Origin of the sequence: Actinomyces gaoshouyii, from assembly GCF_002072175.1 — a bacterium.
Classification (GTDB): Bacteria; Actinomycetota; Actinomycetes; order Actinomycetales; family Actinomycetaceae; genus Actinomyces; species Actinomyces gaoshouyii.
In genome coordinates, this window is the sequence record NZ_MVIV01000002.1 from 243284 (window position 1) to 261103 (window position 17820).

Here is a 17820-nt window from a genome sequence, read left to right on the forward strand (position 1 = left end):
GCCCTTCTCAGGAGGGAACTCGGATCCAGGCGGCGGCGTCGGCGGGCAGGATGACCTGCCCGCCGGCGCGCGCCTCAGGAGCCGCGGGGGCGACGGGGACCTCCAGGGGCGCGGAGGCCAGGAGGACGTCGCCGGCGGGCAGGGCGACGGAGCCCTCGAAGGCGATCCAGCATTGAAGGTCGCCCCGGGCGAAGGCGAGGGCGCTGCCGCCCGTCTCCAGCCAGCGCGCTTCACGGCCTGCTTCCGCCCACGCGCTGCGCCGCAGGGCGAGGCCGGCGCGGTAGAGGGAGAGCATGGAGGAGGGTGCCGTAGCAGGCCCGGGCATGGCGGAGGATGCTGCGCCTGCTCTCCCCTCCCCATCGGCCTCCCGGATCCTCCGGGTCTCCTGGGCCTCCTGGGTCTCGATCGCGAAGGCGCCCCACCCGGCGGGCTGGGGCAGGTGGGGCTCGGCGGCACCGTCGGGGCCGAAGCCGTGGGAGCCGCCCCCTGCGGTCCATGGCAGGGGGACGCGGCAGCCGTCGCGGCCCTTCTCCTTGTCCCGCATGCGGTAGGCGATGGGGTCGGCGAGGCGGTCCTCGGGGATGTCGGGGACCTCCGGCAGGCCGAGCTCGTCGCCCTGGTAGATGTACATGGAGCCGGGCAGGGCCATCTCGACCATCGCGGCGGCGCGAGCGCGGCGGCGGCCGAGGGCGGCATCGCAGAAGGGGGCGGCGCCGTCGTTCATGAGCCAGCGGCGGGCGATGCGCTGGCCGATCCCGCCGAGGTAGTCGGGATCGCAGTCCTCGGGGGCGTCGTCGGCGGTGAGGTCGAAGCCGAGGCGGGTGGCGACGCGCGGGGTGTCGTGGCAGCCGAGCACCCAGGTGGTGGAGCCGGTGGTGGCCAGGTCCGCCAGGCCCGCCTCGATGGCCCAGCGGAAGGAGGCGGCGGTGAAGTCAGCGTCCTGGAGCTGAAAGTTGAAGGCCTGGCCGAGGCTGGCGGCGTAAGCGGCGCGGCGCGAGGGCCAGACCCCTGCCTCGGCGACGGCGAAGCGAGGCGGATCGTAGGAATCGAGGAGGGCGCGCCAGTCGCGGTAGATGGCGTGGACGGCGTCGCGGTCGAACAGGGGGTGGGAGCCGTCGGCCGGGAGGGGCCACCAGGGGATGCGCTCGAAGGGGCGGAAGGGCTCGGTCAGGTCCTTGGCCAGGCCGGGCGCGACGTCGACGCGGAAGCCGGCGACGCCGCGGTCGGCCCAGAAGCGCAGGGTGGCCAGGAAGTCGGCGCGCACCCGGGGGTGGTCCCAATTGAGGTCGGGCTGCTCGGGGGCGAATATGTGGAGGTACCACTGGTAGGGGCGGGCCGTACCGGGGCCGGTGAGGGGACGGCCATCCGGACCGGTGTCCTCGATGCGCTCCCAGGCGGGGCCGCCGAACATGGACATCCAGTCGTTGGGGGGTTCGGTGCCTCCCTCGCCGGTCCCGGGGCGCACGTGGTAGAGGGCGCGCTCGGGGGCGTCGGGACCGCCGGCGAGAGCCGCGCGGAACCAGGGGTGGCGGTTGGAGGTGTGGTTGGGGACGATGTCCACCATGACGCGGATGCCGTGGGCGGCGAGGGTGGCGACCATGCGGTCGAAGTCCGCCAGAGTGCCGATCTCGGGGGCGACGTCGCGGTAGTCGTCGACGTCGTAGCCGCCGTCGGCCAGCGCCGAGGGATAGAAGGGGGACAGCCAGACGGCGTCGATTCCGAGGGAGGCGAGGTAGGGGGCGCGGTCAGTGATACCGGCCAGGTCCCCGATGCCATTGCCGTCGGCATCGGCGAAGGAGCGGGGGTAGATCTGGTAGACGACGGCGTCGCGCCACCAGTCGGGGTCAGGGGCCGATGCGGGCGAGGCGTCGGCGAGGGCGGCGGGGGTGTTCACGGGGCGATGATGTCACGAGCCCGGCGCCGCCGATCTCACGCTGAGAGCCGCCGCGAGGTGGGGTTCAGGTGCTCGGCGATCCAGGCGGTCACGGCGTCGGGCATGTCGGGGCCGGCGGCCCAGGCCTCGCGGAAGCGCTCAACGGTCTCATCGACGACGTCGAGCACGTCCTCGTCCCCGACGCGGAGTTCCTTCTGCAGCCGGGCGAAGTGCTCACGCCCGACGTCGGCCAGCCGCGTCGCTTTGAGGAAGGGCAGCCCGAGCTCGGCATGCCCCTCATAGGCCCCTGTGCACACGAGGTCATAGGCGGGTGAGAGTTGGGCGCGACGGCCGTCGGGGTAGATGAGGGACCAGTTCTTCAGGTGGGCGTCGCCGTTGCCGACGAGCAGGTTGAAGACGGTCCTGCGCACCGCCTCCTGGAGCGAGTCGTAGTCCTGGCCACGATAAGCCAGGCCGAGGACCGTCTCGACATTGGACAGGTACTTGGCTCTCCCCGCCCCGTGGCGTCCGAGGACCTGCGCGAAGTCCTCGATGTGAATGCGTCCCGCGGGCGAGCGGTCGAAGCGGCGCACCGCGTAGGCCTGCGGCTCCTGCGAAGGCCAGGCGCCGGGGCCGAGGTCATCGACGTCGTCCCGGTGCCACAGGTCCACCTCGGGCACGTCGATCCCCACCTGACGGGCCAGGCTCATGACGGCGCGCTCATTGGCGGGCAGACCCGGGAAGGACTGGTCCGGAGTCTTGAGGATCCAGTCGCCGTCCTCGCCATGGACGGGGACGGCGAGGCGGTCCCCCTCTCGGCGCACGGAGAACTTGAGCGCCATCCCCGCAAGCGAGGCCCGGCGCGGGCCCGCGACCGGCACAGGTTCCCGCCCTGAGGTGGAGACCGCGTCATCGAAGGAGGTGTCGACTGGCTGGGCGGGGTCCAGCACGACGGACACCGCTCCCGGCAGGTCGCGGCCGATCCGCTCGAGCAGGTCCATCTCGCGGTACCCGGACACCGCCTGCTCCCGAGCGATGAGGTCGCGCAGCCTCCCCTCGGGCAGGAGGTTGGAGAACCAGGCGGGGACGCTGTTCGTGGCGAGCTGCTGCTTGCGCGGGTGGTCCTCGAACCAGCGCCCCAGGACCATCCGGTGGGGGCGGTCCCAGTAGTCGGCGTCGAAGACGAACTTCGTGAAATCCCCCCGGCGCTGGAGTGAGCCCACCTGCTTGCCATGGAGGAGGACCGCGTAGACAGCCTCGTTCATGCGCCGACCTCGGCGTCGTCGACGATGTAGTCCTCCAATGGCGGGGTGTCCTCCTGGTCCCAGGCGGTTCGCACAGCCACGAAGCGATGCAGACGCTCGGCAAGAAGGTCGCCCCGAAGCCGGATCGCCTCAGCACCGTCGTTGTTCTGCAGGCATGCGACGATTCCCTCGGTCAGGAGGAGGGAGTCCAAGCGCTTGACGTCGCCGCCCAGGAACTCCATGACTTCCCGTCGATCCAGCCCTGAGATCATCCGGTTCGCCGCCACTGGAACGCCCCCGGCAAGAGTATCGGCCGGCACAAGCTCCGTAAGGGCGGGGCTCGGCGTACTGCTGGACACCAGCATATCCGCGAGGGCCTCAACCGTCAGGGGCTCGCCTGTGCGCAGATCGGTGGGCTCAAGGCTCCACAGCGCACTGGCGATGACCTTGGAGTCGGAGCGATTGGCCCGGAACACGCTCAAGTCCGGCAATGGCGCCTCGTGCTCCAGGCGGGCCGCGGCGAGAAGGCGCTGGATAGAGTCCGACTCCTGATCCACCACGAGGCAGGCGGCCATGCTCCGCAGATCGGTCTGCGATCCGCTGATCCCGAGCTCGTCGGCGCCCACGCTCGTGCGCCACAGCCAACGGCCGAGCAGATCGAGGTTGCGATCATGCGGGCTGGGGAAGAGCGCGAAGAAGCGGGTGAGGACCAGCAGTTGGAATCGGAAGGGCAGGAAGGTCCAGTGCGGAACGCCTTCCTCCTGGAGGAAGCGGACAGCGGCGAGCAGCGCCGCCTCCGTGCCCCGGTACGCCTCCTCCTCGCTCTCGTCTGGGAAGTCGCTCACCCGGCGTCGGGAGTCGGAGAACTCACCGTGAAGATCCCGGGTGATATCCGTGTGCCGACGCACGAGGAGCGCCTGGACGACTGCGGCGCCGGGAAGCAGACCGAAACTCGTTCGGGAGGCGACAGAGGCCCGTATGCCTTCAATGGTCAGCCCCTTGCCCGGTCCTCCGTGAAGCGCGTCGAATACCTCGGCGTCGCTGAGCGGCTTGCCGCGATTGTTGATGCGGTCGAAGACCTCCCTCAAGATGCTCTCATCAGCGTCATCCATGATGGTCGCCGCGATCTTCGCGCTAGTCAGCCGGGTGACCGCCTTCTGGAGGCGGTCGGCCGCCTCTGCCGCCTCAGGATGATCCCCCAGCCAGGCGAGTGCCCGGCCGAGGTCGAACAGGTCGGGAAGGGGGACCACGGAGTCCTCCTCCGGATCGCGCCGCCGCACCACCTTCCCGGTCTTGAGGGAATACCCCAGGGCGAAGCGTCGATCACGACCGCCGTCCGGGTCCACCGCGTTGACGAGACTCGTGATGCGCTGCTGGCCGTCGACCACCCACAGGGCATCGGGCACCTCCGAGGCTTCGACGTCGAGCGCGCCGATCCGCAGGCGAGCGGCCTCGGCCGGCCGCTTCCACAGCAGGAGGCTGCCCACGGGGAAGCCTCGCAGGAGCGAGTCGAATAAGTCGAGGACGTCCTTGGTCTCCCACCGGAAGGAGCGCTGGAACTCGGGCACGCGGATGCGCCCCGCGCACACAAGGGCGTGCAACTCACCGATGGTGTAACTCTCCGCCCGGGAGATCGCCTGGGACTCGTCCATGCGCCCATCATGCCAGGCCGCACCGACACGATTTCGGGCGATGGGCCACGCCCCGACTGAGCGCGTCGAGTTCCTAGGTGTGGTGACGAGTTCGGCGGGCGGGGGACAGGCTCGTCACCAAAAGCACGAAGTCGCAATGGAGCGGGCCGGGCAGGGGAGCGCTGCCCATGACGATCACCCCGTTCCCACTGACGATGACCATGTCCAGGTCGAGCAACGCCCCCCCCCACCGAAGCCACGGGTGCCCGCCGCCTCTCGGGACAGCGGGCGCGGGGCGCGTCGGTGCGGCGTCAGTGCGGCTCAGCACACCCAGGCGCCCGAGGCGTCGAGGAAGTACCACTTGCCGCCGTCGGCGATCCAGCCGGTGGCCATGGCACCACTGGCCTTGAGGTAGTACCAGTGACCGCCCGTGGCGATCCAACCGGTGCGCATCGCGCCCGACGCATCCATGAAGTACCAGCTCCCGCCGTCGGCCACCCAGCCCGTGGCCATGGCACCACTGGCCTTGAGGTAGTACCAGTGACCGCCGATGAAGTGCCAGCCGGTGACCTTGGTGCTCGTGGACGGGTCGATGTAGTGCCAGATCGAGCCCGAGCGGACCCAGCCAGTCGCCTGGGAGGCGGCGGGCACGGGGCGCCCCGGGGCTGCGACGGCTGCCGGCCTGGAGCCGGAGAAGGAGTTGCTCGACGCCCCCACCTGCGAGCCGGCGGCCGGCGTCAGAGCGCCGACGTTCGCAGGGTTGCGATAGAGCGCGAAATTCTGGGTGGCGTACCAGGAGCGAGTGGCACTGTCATAGTGGACGGCAATGCCGATATGGGTGAAGGACGGGTCGAGCATGGCTCCCAGATGGCCCGGGGAATGCAGCCACTGATTGAATAGCGAGTACCCCTGGTTGCCATTCTTGTGGCCGTAATAGTACTGCCAGGCGATATTCTCGGATCCACCGCCCCAGCCGGAAGGATACAGATCCCAGAAGTTCTCCGGGGCACCCTTCTCGGTGATGTGGTGCTGGAATCCCTTGGGCAGATTATTCGATCCCACGCCGTAGGAGGCCATATGGGCGCTCCAGTCACGCGCGACGGTGTCGAGCTTGACCGCGCGCTTGACCGGGTTCAGCCCCTGCTCGACACGGAGCTGGTTGACGCGGTCGAGGATCTGCTGCTCGTAGACGGCTATGGCGGAGAGCGACCACCCCAGCGCGTCATCCTCGGCGACCGTTCCCTCGGGGACATCGTTGACGGAAGACGAGACCGTGACCTTCTTGGCGGCGGATCCCTCCCCCGAGATCACCGTGGTGGCTCGATGATCCTTGGGATTGGTCTGGCTGGGATCCGACACGACGGGGGCGGACAGAGCTCCGACCGTCCCCGGGGTGTCGGCGAAGCCCAGTGGATCCCCGCAGTTCTGGACGCATGGCAACGAGCCGCCGCGCGAGCCATCCACGGGCATGATCGAGGCCGTCGCACCCGGCACCACCGCCAATCCCAGGAGAATTGCGGAGGCGAGCGCGGTTACCAGTCGCGATCCACGAGACGCGACGTGCTGGGATTCTTTCAAGGAGGAAGACATGGGATCTCTCGGGAAGGGATGGCAGGGGCAGGGGCAGGGGCAGGGGCAGGGAGAGGATGGGAGGAGCGGTCGCAGGGAACCGGAGTCCTGAACTCCAGGCGATCGGGCGAGGACGATGCTAGCAGCGCCCCGGCAGCCTGAACATCGAGATTTCCCCGTGATGGCGCCGGTCGGGATAACGAATCATCGACGGCGCCCGACGACATTCCTGTCACGCCCATTCATCGCGGGGCGGACTCGTATTCGTCACGGTTCGCCGATGACCTGGTCCGGCACCGGGGCCACTGCGGGAACGCGAGCGCGCCGCGGGGATATCCCCGACCGCGCCCCGTGACCGCGGTGAGACCGGAAGAATCACGATGGCGCCCGGCGACTCGCCCTTTCACAGGGCCCGGCACCGGGCGCCATCGTGATTCTTCCGCAACGGCCACGAGACCGGAGAGCGACGGGAGAGCCGCGCAGTGCCCGCCCGGGGCGCCGCGCGGCTCGGGCGGGCGCTCAGTCGGTGGCGCGCACGAGCCACCAGGCGGCGTAGGGCGGCACGGGGACCATGCCGTCGCCGTCGCCCTCGAGAGTCGCCGTACCCGCCGGGATCGTGTCCGTCAGAGCGTCGACGGCGCCGAGCACACCGTGCTCCGCCAGCCGCCAGGCGGGGATCCTCCTCCAATCCGGAGTCACGTTGTACACGCCCACAAAGCTGCCCAGCGGGTGGTCGCGGAAGGTGACGAGCACGCCGTCGTCATCCAGGGGGGCCACCTGCGTGCGCACATCAGCGCTGAGCACGGGCAGGGAGGCGCGAACCCGTCCCATGTGGGCGAGGTCGGTGAAGACGCGGCCCTCGATGGTTGAGCGGTCCCAGCGGCCGGCCATGAGGCGCTCATCGAGGCGGGGGCGGCCCGCCCAGCGGGAATCGGTCTCGTGGCCGGGCTCAGTGTCCCAGTTGGGGTCGTTGAACTGGGCCAGCTCGTCGCCGGACCAGATGACGGGGACGCCGCCCCATCCGTAGAGGATCGCGTTGGCCATGCGCAGGGCGTTGATGCGCTCCTCGCGCCACCGCCGCAGGGAGTCGACCTCGTGCTCGGGGGTGAGGTCGTTGATCCCCTCCCAGGCCTCGGCCACGGCCTCCAGGCCGATGAGCGAGGCGGCGGTGCCCGAGATGCGGCGGTCACCGGTGGCCGGGTTGTGCTGGAAGACCAGGCCCCGCGCGTCGGAGAGCGGGTAGAGGCCCGCGTACCAGTCGGACAGGAAGGCTCGGTGCCAGTAGCCGGACAGGCCCACGGCATCGGCGTCGCCGTCGTCGATCGCCCAGCCGATGTCATCGTGGCAGCGCAGGTAGGTGATCCAGGTGGAGCTGGGGGACTCGGCGGGGAGGTGGCGCAGGGCATGGGCGCCGAGCACCGCGTTGCGCGCCGCGAGCATGGACCAAACCTGCACCATGAGGGAGTTGTGGTAGGCGAGATCGGAGACCTTGTTCGTGTACCGGCCCTGACCGAGGTACTGAACGAGCTCCGTGGGGGCGACGATCGCCTCGGCCTTGAGGATGATGGCGGGGCAGGCGACCCGGGTGATGGCGCGCAGCACCTGGGTGATGGCGTGGACCTCGGGCTGGCCCTGGCAGTCGGTGCCCTTGCGCTTGATGGTGAAGGCGATGGCGTCCAGGCGCAGCACCTCGACGCCGCGGTTGGCCAGTTCCAGGATGATGGAGACGAATTCCTCCATGACGTTGGCGTTGCGCCAGTTGAGGTCCCACTGGAAGGAGTTGAAGGTGGTCCACACCCAGGAGTCGAGTTCCTCGTTCCAGGTGAAGTTGCCGGGGGCGAAGTCCGGGAACACCTCCGGCAGATCGCGCTCGTACTCGTCGGGCTCGACTCGGTCGGGGAAGAGGAAGAAGTAATCCTGGTAGCGCTTCTCCCCCGCCCGGGCGCGCCGGGCCCACTCGTGCTCGGCCGCCACGTGGTTGAGGACGAGGTCAACGACGAGGCTCATGCCCTCCCCGCGCAGGGAGCCCGCCAGGTGCTCGAGGTCGTCCATGGTGCCCAGGTCCGGGCGGACGGAGCGGTAGTCGGCGACGGCGTAGCCGCCGTCGGAGTCCCCGGGGCGGGGGGTGAGCAGCGGCATGAGGTGGAGGTAGTTGACGCCGAGCTCGCGCAGGTAGGGGATGCGGTCCTCGACGCCGCGCAGGTTCCCGGCGAAGCGCTCGGTGTAGCAGGCGTAGCCGATGCGCGAAGGGTCCTGGATCCAGGAGGGGTTGAGCATGCGCTGAAGGTCCAGGTGGCGCAGCTCGGGGCTCCGTTGGGCGTAGGCGGCCGCCGCCTCGGTCAGCAGGATCGTGGCCGCCCGGGTCGCCGCGGGCTCGCCGTAGAGGGTGACCAGGCCGTCGATGACATCGGGGTACCAGCGCTCCAGGCGGGTCGTGAAGATCTCCTGCTCCGTAGGGCTGAGCCCTACCAGGGGGGTGGCGATGGCCCGGGACACCTCGTCGGGGATGCCGACGGGCGGGGTGGGAACGGGCTGTGTCTCGGGGGCGCGGCGCTGGGAGCTCATGTGATCATGATCCCCCACTCCGGGCCCTCGTGACAGCCGAACCGCGATTCGGCCTCGGCCGACCGCAGGGCTCAGGTGCGCACGCGCCGGGCGAGGTCATCGACGGGGAACCACACCATGCGGCGCCCCTGCCTAGCGGAGATCAGCAGCCCCCGGGCCTGAAGGTCCCGCAGATCGGTGCGAGCCGTCTGCGGGATGGCGCCGTGGGTGGTCCGATGGGCCTCCACCGAGACGCTTCCAGTGGAGTCGCGCAGGAAGGAGTCGATGACGGCGATCTGCCGGTGATTGAGCCCAGCTCCCCGCAGGGCCCGCGAGGCCTGGCGCAACTGGCCGGCCTTGCGCTCCAGGTAGACGTCAAGATCGTCGATCGCCCGGGCGACCACGCGGGCTTGCGCGAGGAGGAAGTGGGTGAGGTCGCCCTCGTCATTCTCGGTGAGCAGGAGACTCCGGGCGTACCGCGCCGGCGCGCGGCGCAGCGGGCGCGAGATGGGAAGGAAGTCAGTGAGGAAGAAGCCCTGGTGGAGCATCGCCCAGTAGAAGACCGCACGGGCCGTGCGCCCATTGCCGTCGGCGAAGCAGTGGTCGTAGCCCATCATGAAGTGCAGCGTGATGGCGCGGATCAGCGAGGGCATGTAAGGGGCTCCCTCCGAAGTGTCATCCGCAGCGTTGGCGAAGGCGCACAGCCGCTCCATCCGCTCAGGCAGGTCCTCGGCGGCCGGTGGGATGTGGAGCACCTGCTCATCGTCGGAGACGCCGTAGATGCGCACCCGCTGCTCCCCGGGGCGCTGGAGGCGCCCGGCGTCGTCGGGATCGTCGAGCGTGCCGTCTGTGACCATGCGGTGGATCTGGGTGATGAGCGCCGGCGACAGAGGCTCATCCTTGATCTCCACGATCCGTTGCATGGCCCGGTAGTTGTTGAGGATCATGCGCTCGGAGCGGTCGCGCGGGGAGCGATCCTCGCGCAGCATCTGCTTGGCGCGGACCCGGGACGTGGAGGCGCCCTCGAGCTGGGAGGAGGTGATGGCCTCCTCGATGAGGGAGCGCACGAGGTAGCGATTCCGTGTGGCCGTATTGGCGATCGGCTCGGAGAGCTCGACGCGCCCCCGGGCCCGGCTGGAGACGTCGTCGATGAGCCGCAGGAGTGGATCGGGCAGGTTATAGGTGAGCGGCGCGCCATCGGTCATGGTCAGGGGCGCGGGTCCGGCGGCCCTCGCGGGCGAGCAGGCTCTCCTTGGTCGCCGGCCCATAGCGGAAGCCGCCCAGGGAGCCGTCGGCGCGAGCCACCCGGTGGCAGGGGACGAAGAGCGCGGCGGCGTTGAAGGCGCAGGCGCCGGCTGCGGCCCGCACCGCCCGGGGGCTGCCGCACAGAGCGGCGTACTCAGCGTAGCTCACCAGGCGCCCCGGGCCGATGCCGCGCAGCACCTCCCAGGCCCGCTCGCGGAAGGGACCCGAGCGCTGGAGGACCGGAACCTGGGCGGGGGCGCCCAGCTCGCCGTCGTAATAGGCCTCCAGGGCAAAGAGCGCCTGGGCCAGGGCCCCGGGAACGGATCCCGACGACGCCTCCTCCAGGCGCCCGGGGCGCAGGCCGGGATGGATGAGCGCGAGGAGCCCGGCGGGATCCTCGGTCCACCCCGAGGCCAGCACGGCGCTGCCCGCGATGATCGTGAAGGGGCCATCCGCGGTGGGCACCGTGGCGACGGAGGCCGTCAGCCCGTCATCGTCCAGGTCCCGCTGAGGTCGCGTCATGCCCCTATCCTCCTGCACCACTCATGCCAGTGCGAGGGACAGGGCGGACGTCGCCTCATCCCAGGGCAAGCGCTCCTGCTCCAGGCGCAGGCCACAGTCGATGATCATCCGCCAGGCGCGCATCTGCTCGTAGCCGAGACCCTCGGAGCGCAGGCCGTCGCGGCTCGCCCGCTCGCCGGGGTCGGCCACCGCCAGGGAGCGCCAGCGCTCCAGGGTGGGGGCGTCCATGAGCACCGGCACGATCCCCGGGAGGCGCCGGCTGAGGCAGGCCAGGATCCTCATGCCGTCGCCATCGAGATCCCCCCAGTAGACGACGCGGCGCGCGCGGCGCGCCCAGGAGAGCCGGGGGAGCGTCTGGACGATCTTGCTGCCCGCGCCCCAGACGGCCACGGTTCGCGGCCGCTCCTCCAGGGCGAGGAACGTAGCCAGGTTATCCACGGCGACGACGTCGATGAACCCCGCCCGATCGGCCCACATGCGGCTGATCTCCTCCACCGGGGCCTCGACGTCGCGCAGGCCCCCGGCAGCCAGGCCCGGGTCGAGGATCCGCACGCGCACGGTCGTGGGAGGGCGGCGCAGGCCCAGCCCGGATTCCACGAGACGCTCCCCGCCCCGAGCCGCTCCGAGCAGGCGCAGCACCACGCGGCGGTGCCGTTCCAGCCATGCGGTGTCCAGGCCGGCGATCGGCAGTTGGCGCAGGTAGAGGCCGGAGGACGGATGCAAGGCCAGCCAGCCCACGGCGGCGACGAGGCGCTCGACGTCGTCGTCCTCGTACTCGACAACCTCGCCGATGACGGCGGCCACCGCCTCGGCCGCGCCGTCCCGCCCCGACGGGCCAGTGGGCCCCGCGCCCAGGGCCTCGAGCATGCCCGCGATCATCCCCGCCCGCGAGCTCGCCAGCCCCCAGTGGCCGGCGCGGCCCGCCGCCGATGCGATGGCATCGGCTCCCACGAGCTGGGCGCGCACGGGCAGGTGCTGGGTGCCCGGTGATGCCCAACGGCGCCCCTCCCAGGTGACGGTGCCGGGGGCGGAGCGCTCCCATTGGCGCCATGCGTCGATCCATGCGGCGACGCCGTCGGCGTTCGCGAGCGCGAGGTCCTGCGTGGGCGGGTCGAGGGGCAGGGGCAGCACCTCGGCGCGCGCCTGGTCGGGGTTGGCGGCCCAGGCGGCGTAGACGCGCTGGTAGCGCACGGCGGCGCGCGCGGCGAGCTCGGCCGGGCCCCTCACAGTGCCTCCTGAGTGAGGCCCTCGAAGGGGTCGCCGGTCCGCTCGGGGCCGCCCCAGACGGCGATCGCGGCCTGGTCCGAGCGCAGGAGGCGCAGCCCGGCGTGGGCCTCAGGACCGGCCAGGAGGCGGCTCGCGCTCAGGGCGGCGACGCCTGAGGACCGGGGCATGGCACCTCCTTCAGGGCGGGGGCGGCGGCTACGAACGCGCCGCACGGTACCCGCCATCCCTGACACCCGCCTGAAGGCGGGCAGGCGCCCAGGGGCTCCCGCTACTGGGCGCGGACCGGTTCGTCGGCCTCAGGGGTGGCGGGACCCGGGCCGTCGCCATCGAGGTCGGCGCGGTCGACGTCGTCGAGATCCACCTGCTCGACGGGATCCGGCGGATTGTCCCCGGCGGACAGGAAGAGGCTCACCCAGGCGGCGCGCCGATCGGTGTCGATGAGGAGGGCCTTGACGAAGAGGGTGAGCGGGATGGCCAGGATCGCGCCGAGCGCGCCGATGACCTGGGACCAGAACAGCAGGGAGATGAAGGTGACGGTGGTGTTGAGACCCACGGCGTCGCCGGTGAACTTGGGCTGGATGATGGACTGGATGACGAAGTTGAGCAGTGAGTAGATGACGATCACCCACAGGGCAGTCCAGGGCCCGGAGTCCACCATGGCCAGGAGGGCCGGCGGCATGACGCCGATGACGAATCCGATGTTGGGGATGTAGTTCGTGACGAAGGCGACGACACCCCAGGTCACGGCCATGGGCACGTCGAGCCACCACAGGGCCATCGTGTCGAGGACGGCGACGATGAGGCCGAAGACGGTGGAGACCAGCCAGTAGGAGCGCACGGACTGCGCGAAGCCGGCCAGTGCCGAGGCGAGACTCGGCTTGAGCATGACGAGGGCGCGGGTGCGCCTCTCGATGCGCGACATATCGAACATGAGGAAGATGACGGCCAGGCCCATGACCGTGAGCATGGAGCCGATGCCGGAGATCTGCCCGAGGAGCGCCTGGGCGAAGCTGACGACCTTGGAGGTGTCGACGGCCTTGGAGAACTGGGCGATGAGGTCGGCCTGGGACATGCCCAGTCGGGTGAGGCGGTCCTGCAGTTGCGTCCAGATGTCGGCGAACCTGTCCGAATAGCCCGGGAGGGTGTCGATGAGCTGTATGACGGCGATGCCGAGGAATGCGAACAGGCCCACGACGAAGGTGTAGATGATCATGATCGCGGCGAGCGCGGAGACGGGCCTCGGGATGCGGTGGCGGGTGGCCCAGGCGATCAGGGGCCGCACGGTGATGACCAGGGTGAGGGCGAGGAACACGGGACCGATGAGCCCGCGCGCGTAGTACATGCCGACGCAGCACACCGCGAGCGCGGCCACCGTGAAGGCGATCGTCTCCCCCTGGCTGCGCCCGGGCTCCCCGGAGGGCGCGGAGGGCGGCGGTACCGGGGAGGCGGGCCCCTCCTGATCGGCCGCTGTCACCGGCAGGGGCGGCGTCAACCGCTCTGTCTTAGGGATGGCAGTACTCATGGGCCGTATCCTCCCATGACTACCGCTCCTGGCTCATCCCGCGGTGCCGCCGATGGGAGCCAGGAGGCGCTCGAGCCACGGGTCGACGGCGGCATAGTAGCCGCGGCGCCGGCTGCGGCGGATGAGGTGCCCCGCGCCCTTGATGAGCATGGTGGTGATGAGCGGGTTGCCCAGGGCGCGGGCCTCCTCCAGGCCTCCGGCGCCGAGGCGGGCGGAGCCGGGCTGGTCACCGCTGAGCAGCAGCGTGGGAATCGTCAGGGCGGACATGGCCTCGCGCCAGGGGACCTCGGGGGCGACGACGCCGGTGCGGAGCAGCGCTGGATCCACGCGCTGACTGGCCCAGACCGAGGGCAGGGCCTCGGCCTCGGGCATGGTGGCCGAGGCGAGGGCCCGCAGGACGGCGCCGGCGGGATTGGCGAGCTCGGTGTCGAGGGAGCGCTCCCGAGCGGCGCCGCGGGCGAGCAGATCGGAGGGGCTTCGGGTCCCGTAGAGGGAGGGGTCCTCCAGGACGAGGCCGCTGAGGAGCTCGGGGTGGCGGGTGGCGGCGACCATGGCGGTGGCCCCGCCCATGGAGTGGCCGAGCACGATCGGGGCCGGCGCCGCGGTCAATCCCAGGGCGGCACGGCCCCGGGCCTGGGTGTCGAGGTCGGCGAGGAGGCCCAGGGCGTCGTCGACGAGCTGATCGCCGGCCCGTGCGAGCCGCGCGTCCTCCCAGCGGGGGGAGAGCCCGTGCCCGCGGGCGTCGGCGGCGACGACCCGGTAGCCGCGCCGGGCCCAGTGGTTGATCGCGTCGGCCTGGGAGATGGCCGAGGAGGTGATGCCGTGCAGGAGAACGAGGGTGGGAGCGTCGTCGCGGCCCACGGTGATCCGCGCCAGGGAGGAGTGCATGGGCGCTATCCTCCCCCATTAGGCTGTGCCCATGACAGGGGATAGAGATACGAATAAGCAACAGGTCGTCACCAACGAGGGCGCACGGACCGGACGGATGAACGTGGAGTCCTTCAATCTGGACCATCGGAGGGTGCGGGCCCCCTACGTCCGTATCGCCGACCGCAAGGAGCTGCCGGGCGGAGACACCCTCATCAAGTACGACGTCCGCTTCTGCCAGCCCAATGCGGAGCACCTTGCGATGAAGGCGGTCCACTCCATCGAGCACCTGAGCGCCGAGCTCATGCGCAACCGCACCGACCGGCTCATCGACTTCTCCCCCATGGGGTGCCAGACGGGCTTCTACGCGCTCATGCTGGGCGTTGAGACCGAGGAGTTCCTGGGGCTCCTGGAAGCGACGATGCGCGACATCCTCGCGGCCACCGAGGTGCCGGCGGCCAATGAGGTCCAGTGCGGCTGGGGCGCGAACCACTCGCTGGACCAGGCCCAGGACGCCGCGCGAGCCTTCCTGGCCGAGCGCGAGGAGTGGGAGACCGTCTTCCCCTCCTGATCCCGCCCGCCCCGCCCGCCGGCGAGAGCGGTCTCGCCGGCGGGCGGGATTTACGATCAGGGCATGACCGCTGATCCCGCTCCCGCACCCCTCGCCCGGCACCTCGCCGGGCGGCTCGACGACGCCGAGGCGCCCGTTCTCGTCCTATCCCACGGGATCACGGACTCGGCCGCCTGCTGGATCGAGGCGATCGAGCACTGGGCGCCGCGCCACCGGATCGTCGCGCTCGACGCGCGCGGCCACGGGGACTCCCCCCGCTGGGACAACGCCGACCTGAAGAACCAGGAGACCGCCGGGCGCCGCCTGGCCGCCGACCTCTCCGACGCCCTGGAGGACCTGCGCTCCCACGGCCTGCGCACGTCGCCCGAGGAGCCCTCGGTCGGCCCCCTGCGCGCGCCACTGCTGCTCGTGGGGCACTCCATGGGCGGTGTGACCAGCCTCGATGTCGCCTATCACCGCCCGGACCTGGTGGACGGCGTCGTCGCGGAGGACCCCGCCTTCGTCACCCCGACATGGCGGGCCCTCCTGCGCGCGAACGCCTTCCGGCAGGTGGCCGGGATGAAAGGCATCGCGAAGGATCCCGAGGCCCGCTTCACCGCGGAGACCACCGAGAACCCCACGTGGTCGCACCGGGAGGTGCGCGCGAGCGTGGAGGCATCCTGCGGCGTCGACCTGCGGTTCATCGGCCTGGGTTGCGTGTCCCCGCCGACACCGTGGGAGGAGGTGGTCGACGGCCTGGCCGTCCCCGCGCTCATCATCACCGGCACCGACGGCGTGGTGCTGCGCGGCGACCACTACCTGAACCTGCTCTCGCGCAGGAACCCCCTCATCTCCACCTCGGTGATCGTGGATGCCCCGCACTGCGTGCGCCGCACCTTCCCCGAGCGATTCCACGCGGTGTCAGACCCGTGGATGGAGATGATCATCGCGCGCGGGCGGCGGGCCGGGCGGGCCGCATAGGCTCTCGGCATGACATCCTCTCAGCTCCCACGGCCCGTTCGGCCCGCGCGCCCGGGCCGCCGGGTTCATTCCGTCGTCCTGACCGCGATGGAGGAGGAGGCGCGCCCCTTCCTCGAACGCCTCCCCGCGCTCAACGGCGCCGCTCCCCCCACGCTGAACGGTGACGCATGGGCCGCGAGCCTCACGCTGCCCCCGGCCATCCCGGGAAGCGCCGATGGCGCGGACCCCGGGGCCTCCCGCGAACTCATCCTCATCCGCACGGGGATCGGCCTGGTGGCGGCCGCCGCGGCGCTGGCGGAAGCGCTGACGCGGGTGGCGCCGCGCATGATCGTCTCGGCCGGAACGGCCGGCGGCCTGGCCCGGGGCATCGAAGTGGGGGACGTATGCGCCTCGACCGCCTTGGCGTTCACGGACGCCGATGCGACGGCCTTCGGCTACGCCCGAGGCCAGATCCCCGGCCAGCCCCCCGCCTTCGGGTCGGCTGCCGGGCTGCGCGACGCCGTCGAGATCCACGGCCCCGCAGCGCTGGCCACCGCAACCCCGGCATCGTCGTCGGCGCGCATCCATGCCGGGCAGATGCTCTCCGGCAATTCCTTCGTGACGGCGGCGAACGTGGCGGACACGCGCGAGGCGTTCCCGGAGGCGGTGTGCACCGACATGGAGTCGACGGCGCTGGCGCAGGTGGCGGCCGCCGCGGGCATCCCCTTCGTCTCGGTGCGCGGGATCTCCGACCTGTGCGGGCCCGAGGCGGGCCAGGACTTCCACATCGGCGCCGACGAGGCCGCGGCCCGCAGCGCCGCCGTCGTCATCGCCGCCCTGGCCGCGCTCGGCTGAGGCCGCGCCGACTCATACCGCCCCATGTCGGCGCCCCGAGCCCGCCAGGCTCCCGGCATGACCGCAGCGCGCGACCGCCTCATCGTCGAGGGAATCAGGTCGATCCGACGGATCGGACCCGGGCACAGGCCGCGATCCTCATCGGAACGAAGGCCCCGGGCTGCGCGATGGGGCCCACTGGGTGCAGGCTTGACCCATGAGCACTACTCCCCCCATCGCCCTGACCATCGCCGGCTCCGAGGCCTCCGGCGGCGCTGGCGCGCAGACCGACCTCAAGACCTTCCAGCAGCTCGGCGTCTTCGGCTGCGCAGCGCTGACCTGCATCGTGTCCATGAACCCGAAGGCGAACTGGGACCACCGCTTCGTGCCGGTGGACCCGCAGGTGATCGCGGATCAGATCGAGGCCTGCGCCACCGTCCACTCCGGGATCGACGCCGTGAAGGTCGGGATGCTGGGCACGCAGCCCACGATCGACGCCGTCGACGCAGCCCTGGAGCGCTACGGCTTCCCGATCGTGGTGCTCGACCCGGTCCTCATCTGCAAGGGCCAGGAGTTCTCCGCGACGATGGCGGTGGACAACGCGCTGCGCGAGAGGATCCTGCCGCGCGCCACGATGGTCACCCCGAACCTCTTCGAGTCGGCGACGCTGGCCGGCGTCGAGGAAATCACCTCTCTGGAAGCGCTCAAGGACGCGGCGAAGCGGATCTTCGACCTCGGCGTGCCCAACGTGCTGGCGAAAGCGGGCCCGAGCCTGGGCACCGGCACGGCGCTGGACGTCTTCTACGACGGCTCCGCCCTGGAGGTCCTGGAGGTCCCCGCGGTGGGCACGGAGCGGATGCACGGCGCGGGCTGCACACTGGCCGCTGCGGTGACGGCGGAACTCGCCAAGGGGGCCACGCCCCTGGAGGCGGCGGTGACGGCGAAGAACGTGGTCTCGGCGTCGGTCAATCCCGGCATGCGCGGGAACATCCCCTTCACCTACGTCTGGCAGGGCAGCTACCAGCACTGAGAGCCCGGCCGCCCGGGACATCCGATACCCCTCGCTCAAAACAGCCCTCCCATCATGGCGAGGTTTGAGGATTGCTCGTCGCCTCACCACTCTCCAGGCAGGAACTCAATCAACGAGCAAGCCGCTGACCTGCAATAATATCGGACCTGCCATCGCGTCAGAAAAAGGAATCCTCAAACCCCGCCATTTTCTCCACTCCCGA

15 protein-coding genes are annotated in these 17820 nt (G+C 70.8%); 4 read left to right on the plus strand and 11 right to left on the minus strand.

Features of this window, described 5'->3' with window-relative positions:
- Nucleotides 1-7: 7 nt before the first annotated feature.
- From B1H50_RS02830 to B1H50_RS02875, 11 genes are all read right to left on the minus strand, one after another.
- Complete coding sequence (locus tag B1H50_RS02830; RefSeq protein WP_080462262.1) at nucleotides 8-1894, minus strand: glycoside hydrolase family 13 protein; 1887 nt, start codon at nucleotides 1892-1894, stop codon at nucleotides 8-10.
- A gap of 35 nt (nucleotides 1895-1929) precedes the next feature.
- Nucleotides 1930-3138: a type II toxin-antitoxin system HipA family toxin gene (locus B1H50_RS02835; RefSeq protein WP_080462263.1), complete on the minus strand. Its 1209-nt coding sequence runs from the start codon at nucleotides 3136-3138 to the stop codon at nucleotides 1930-1932.
- Nucleotides 3135-4769, minus strand: coding sequence for a DUF262 domain-containing protein (locus B1H50_RS02840; protein WP_080462264.1), 1635 nt, complete (start codon nucleotides 4767-4769; stop codon nucleotides 3135-3137). Before B1H50_RS02840 ends, B1H50_RS02835 begins: the two co-directional genes overlap by 4 nt.
- Before the next feature lie 300 nt (nucleotides 4770-5069).
- Nucleotides 5070-6242 (minus strand): CAP domain-containing protein, encoded by a 1173-nt coding sequence (locus B1H50_RS09885; RefSeq protein WP_158082815.1) that lies wholly within the window; start codon nucleotides 6240-6242, stop codon nucleotides 5070-5072.
- A gap of 594 nt (nucleotides 6243-6836) precedes the next feature.
- On the minus strand, nucleotides 6837-8882 hold the full coding sequence (locus B1H50_RS02850; RefSeq protein ID WP_080462265.1) for an alpha-amylase family protein: 2046 nt from the start codon (nucleotides 8880-8882) through the stop codon (nucleotides 6837-6839).
- 71 nt (nucleotides 8883-8953) lie between these two features.
- Nucleotides 8954-10066, minus strand: coding sequence for a Fic family protein (locus B1H50_RS02855; RefSeq protein ID WP_308421816.1), 1113 nt, complete (start codon nucleotides 10064-10066; stop codon nucleotides 8954-8956).
- A complete protein-coding gene (locus B1H50_RS02860) occupies nucleotides 10038-10628 on the minus strand; it encodes a methylated-DNA--[protein]-cysteine S-methyltransferase (protein ID WP_080462267.1) in 591 nt (196 codons plus the stop codon). The genes B1H50_RS02855 and B1H50_RS02860 overlap by 29 nt, the downstream gene beginning before the upstream one ends.
- 21 nt (nucleotides 10629-10649) lie before the next feature.
- Nucleotides 10650-11855 carry a DUF3322 domain-containing protein gene (locus tag B1H50_RS02865; RefSeq protein ID WP_080462268.1) on the minus strand — a complete coding sequence of 402 codons (1206 nt, stop codon included), beginning with the start codon at nucleotides 11853-11855 and terminating at the stop codon, nucleotides 10650-10652.
- Complete coding sequence (locus tag B1H50_RS09685) at nucleotides 11852-12022, minus strand: hypothetical protein (protein ID WP_158082816.1); 171 nt, start codon at nucleotides 12020-12022, stop codon at nucleotides 11852-11854. Before B1H50_RS09685 ends, B1H50_RS02865 begins: the two co-directional genes overlap by 4 nt.
- A 101-nt stretch (nucleotides 12023-12123) precedes the next feature.
- Nucleotides 12124-13377 (minus strand): AI-2E family transporter, encoded by a 1254-nt coding sequence (locus tag B1H50_RS02870; protein WP_080462269.1) that lies wholly within the window; start codon nucleotides 13375-13377, stop codon nucleotides 12124-12126.
- A 33-nt stretch (nucleotides 13378-13410) separates the two neighbouring features.
- A complete protein-coding gene (locus B1H50_RS02875) occupies nucleotides 13411-14265 on the minus strand; it encodes an alpha/beta fold hydrolase (RefSeq protein WP_080462270.1) in 855 nt (284 codons plus the stop codon).
- 97 nt (nucleotides 14266-14362) lie between these two features.
- Here B1H50_RS02875 and B1H50_RS02880 point away from each other — a divergent pair, with 97 nt between their 5' ends.
- From B1H50_RS02880 to B1H50_RS02895, 4 genes are all read left to right on the plus strand, one after another.
- Nucleotides 14363-14815, plus strand: coding sequence for an S-ribosylhomocysteine lyase (locus B1H50_RS02880; RefSeq protein ID WP_080462271.1), 453 nt, complete (start codon nucleotides 14363-14365; stop codon nucleotides 14813-14815).
- A gap of 63 nt (nucleotides 14816-14878) precedes the next feature.
- Nucleotides 14879-15775: an alpha/beta fold hydrolase gene (locus B1H50_RS02885; protein WP_080462272.1), complete on the plus strand. Its 897-nt coding sequence runs from the start codon at nucleotides 14879-14881 to the stop codon at nucleotides 15773-15775.
- A 9-nt stretch (nucleotides 15776-15784) separates the two neighbouring features.
- Nucleotides 15785-16609, plus strand: a complete 825-nt coding sequence (gene mtnN / locus B1H50_RS02890; protein ID WP_080462273.1) for a 5'-methylthioadenosine/S-adenosylhomocysteine nucleosidase — start codon at nucleotides 15785-15787, stop codon at nucleotides 16607-16609.
- 196 nt (nucleotides 16610-16805) lie between these two features.
- Nucleotides 16806-17618, plus strand: a complete 813-nt coding sequence (locus B1H50_RS02895; RefSeq protein WP_080462274.1) for a hydroxymethylpyrimidine/phosphomethylpyrimidine kinase — start codon at nucleotides 16806-16808, stop codon at nucleotides 17616-17618.
- Nucleotides 17619-17820 lie beyond the last annotated feature (202 nt).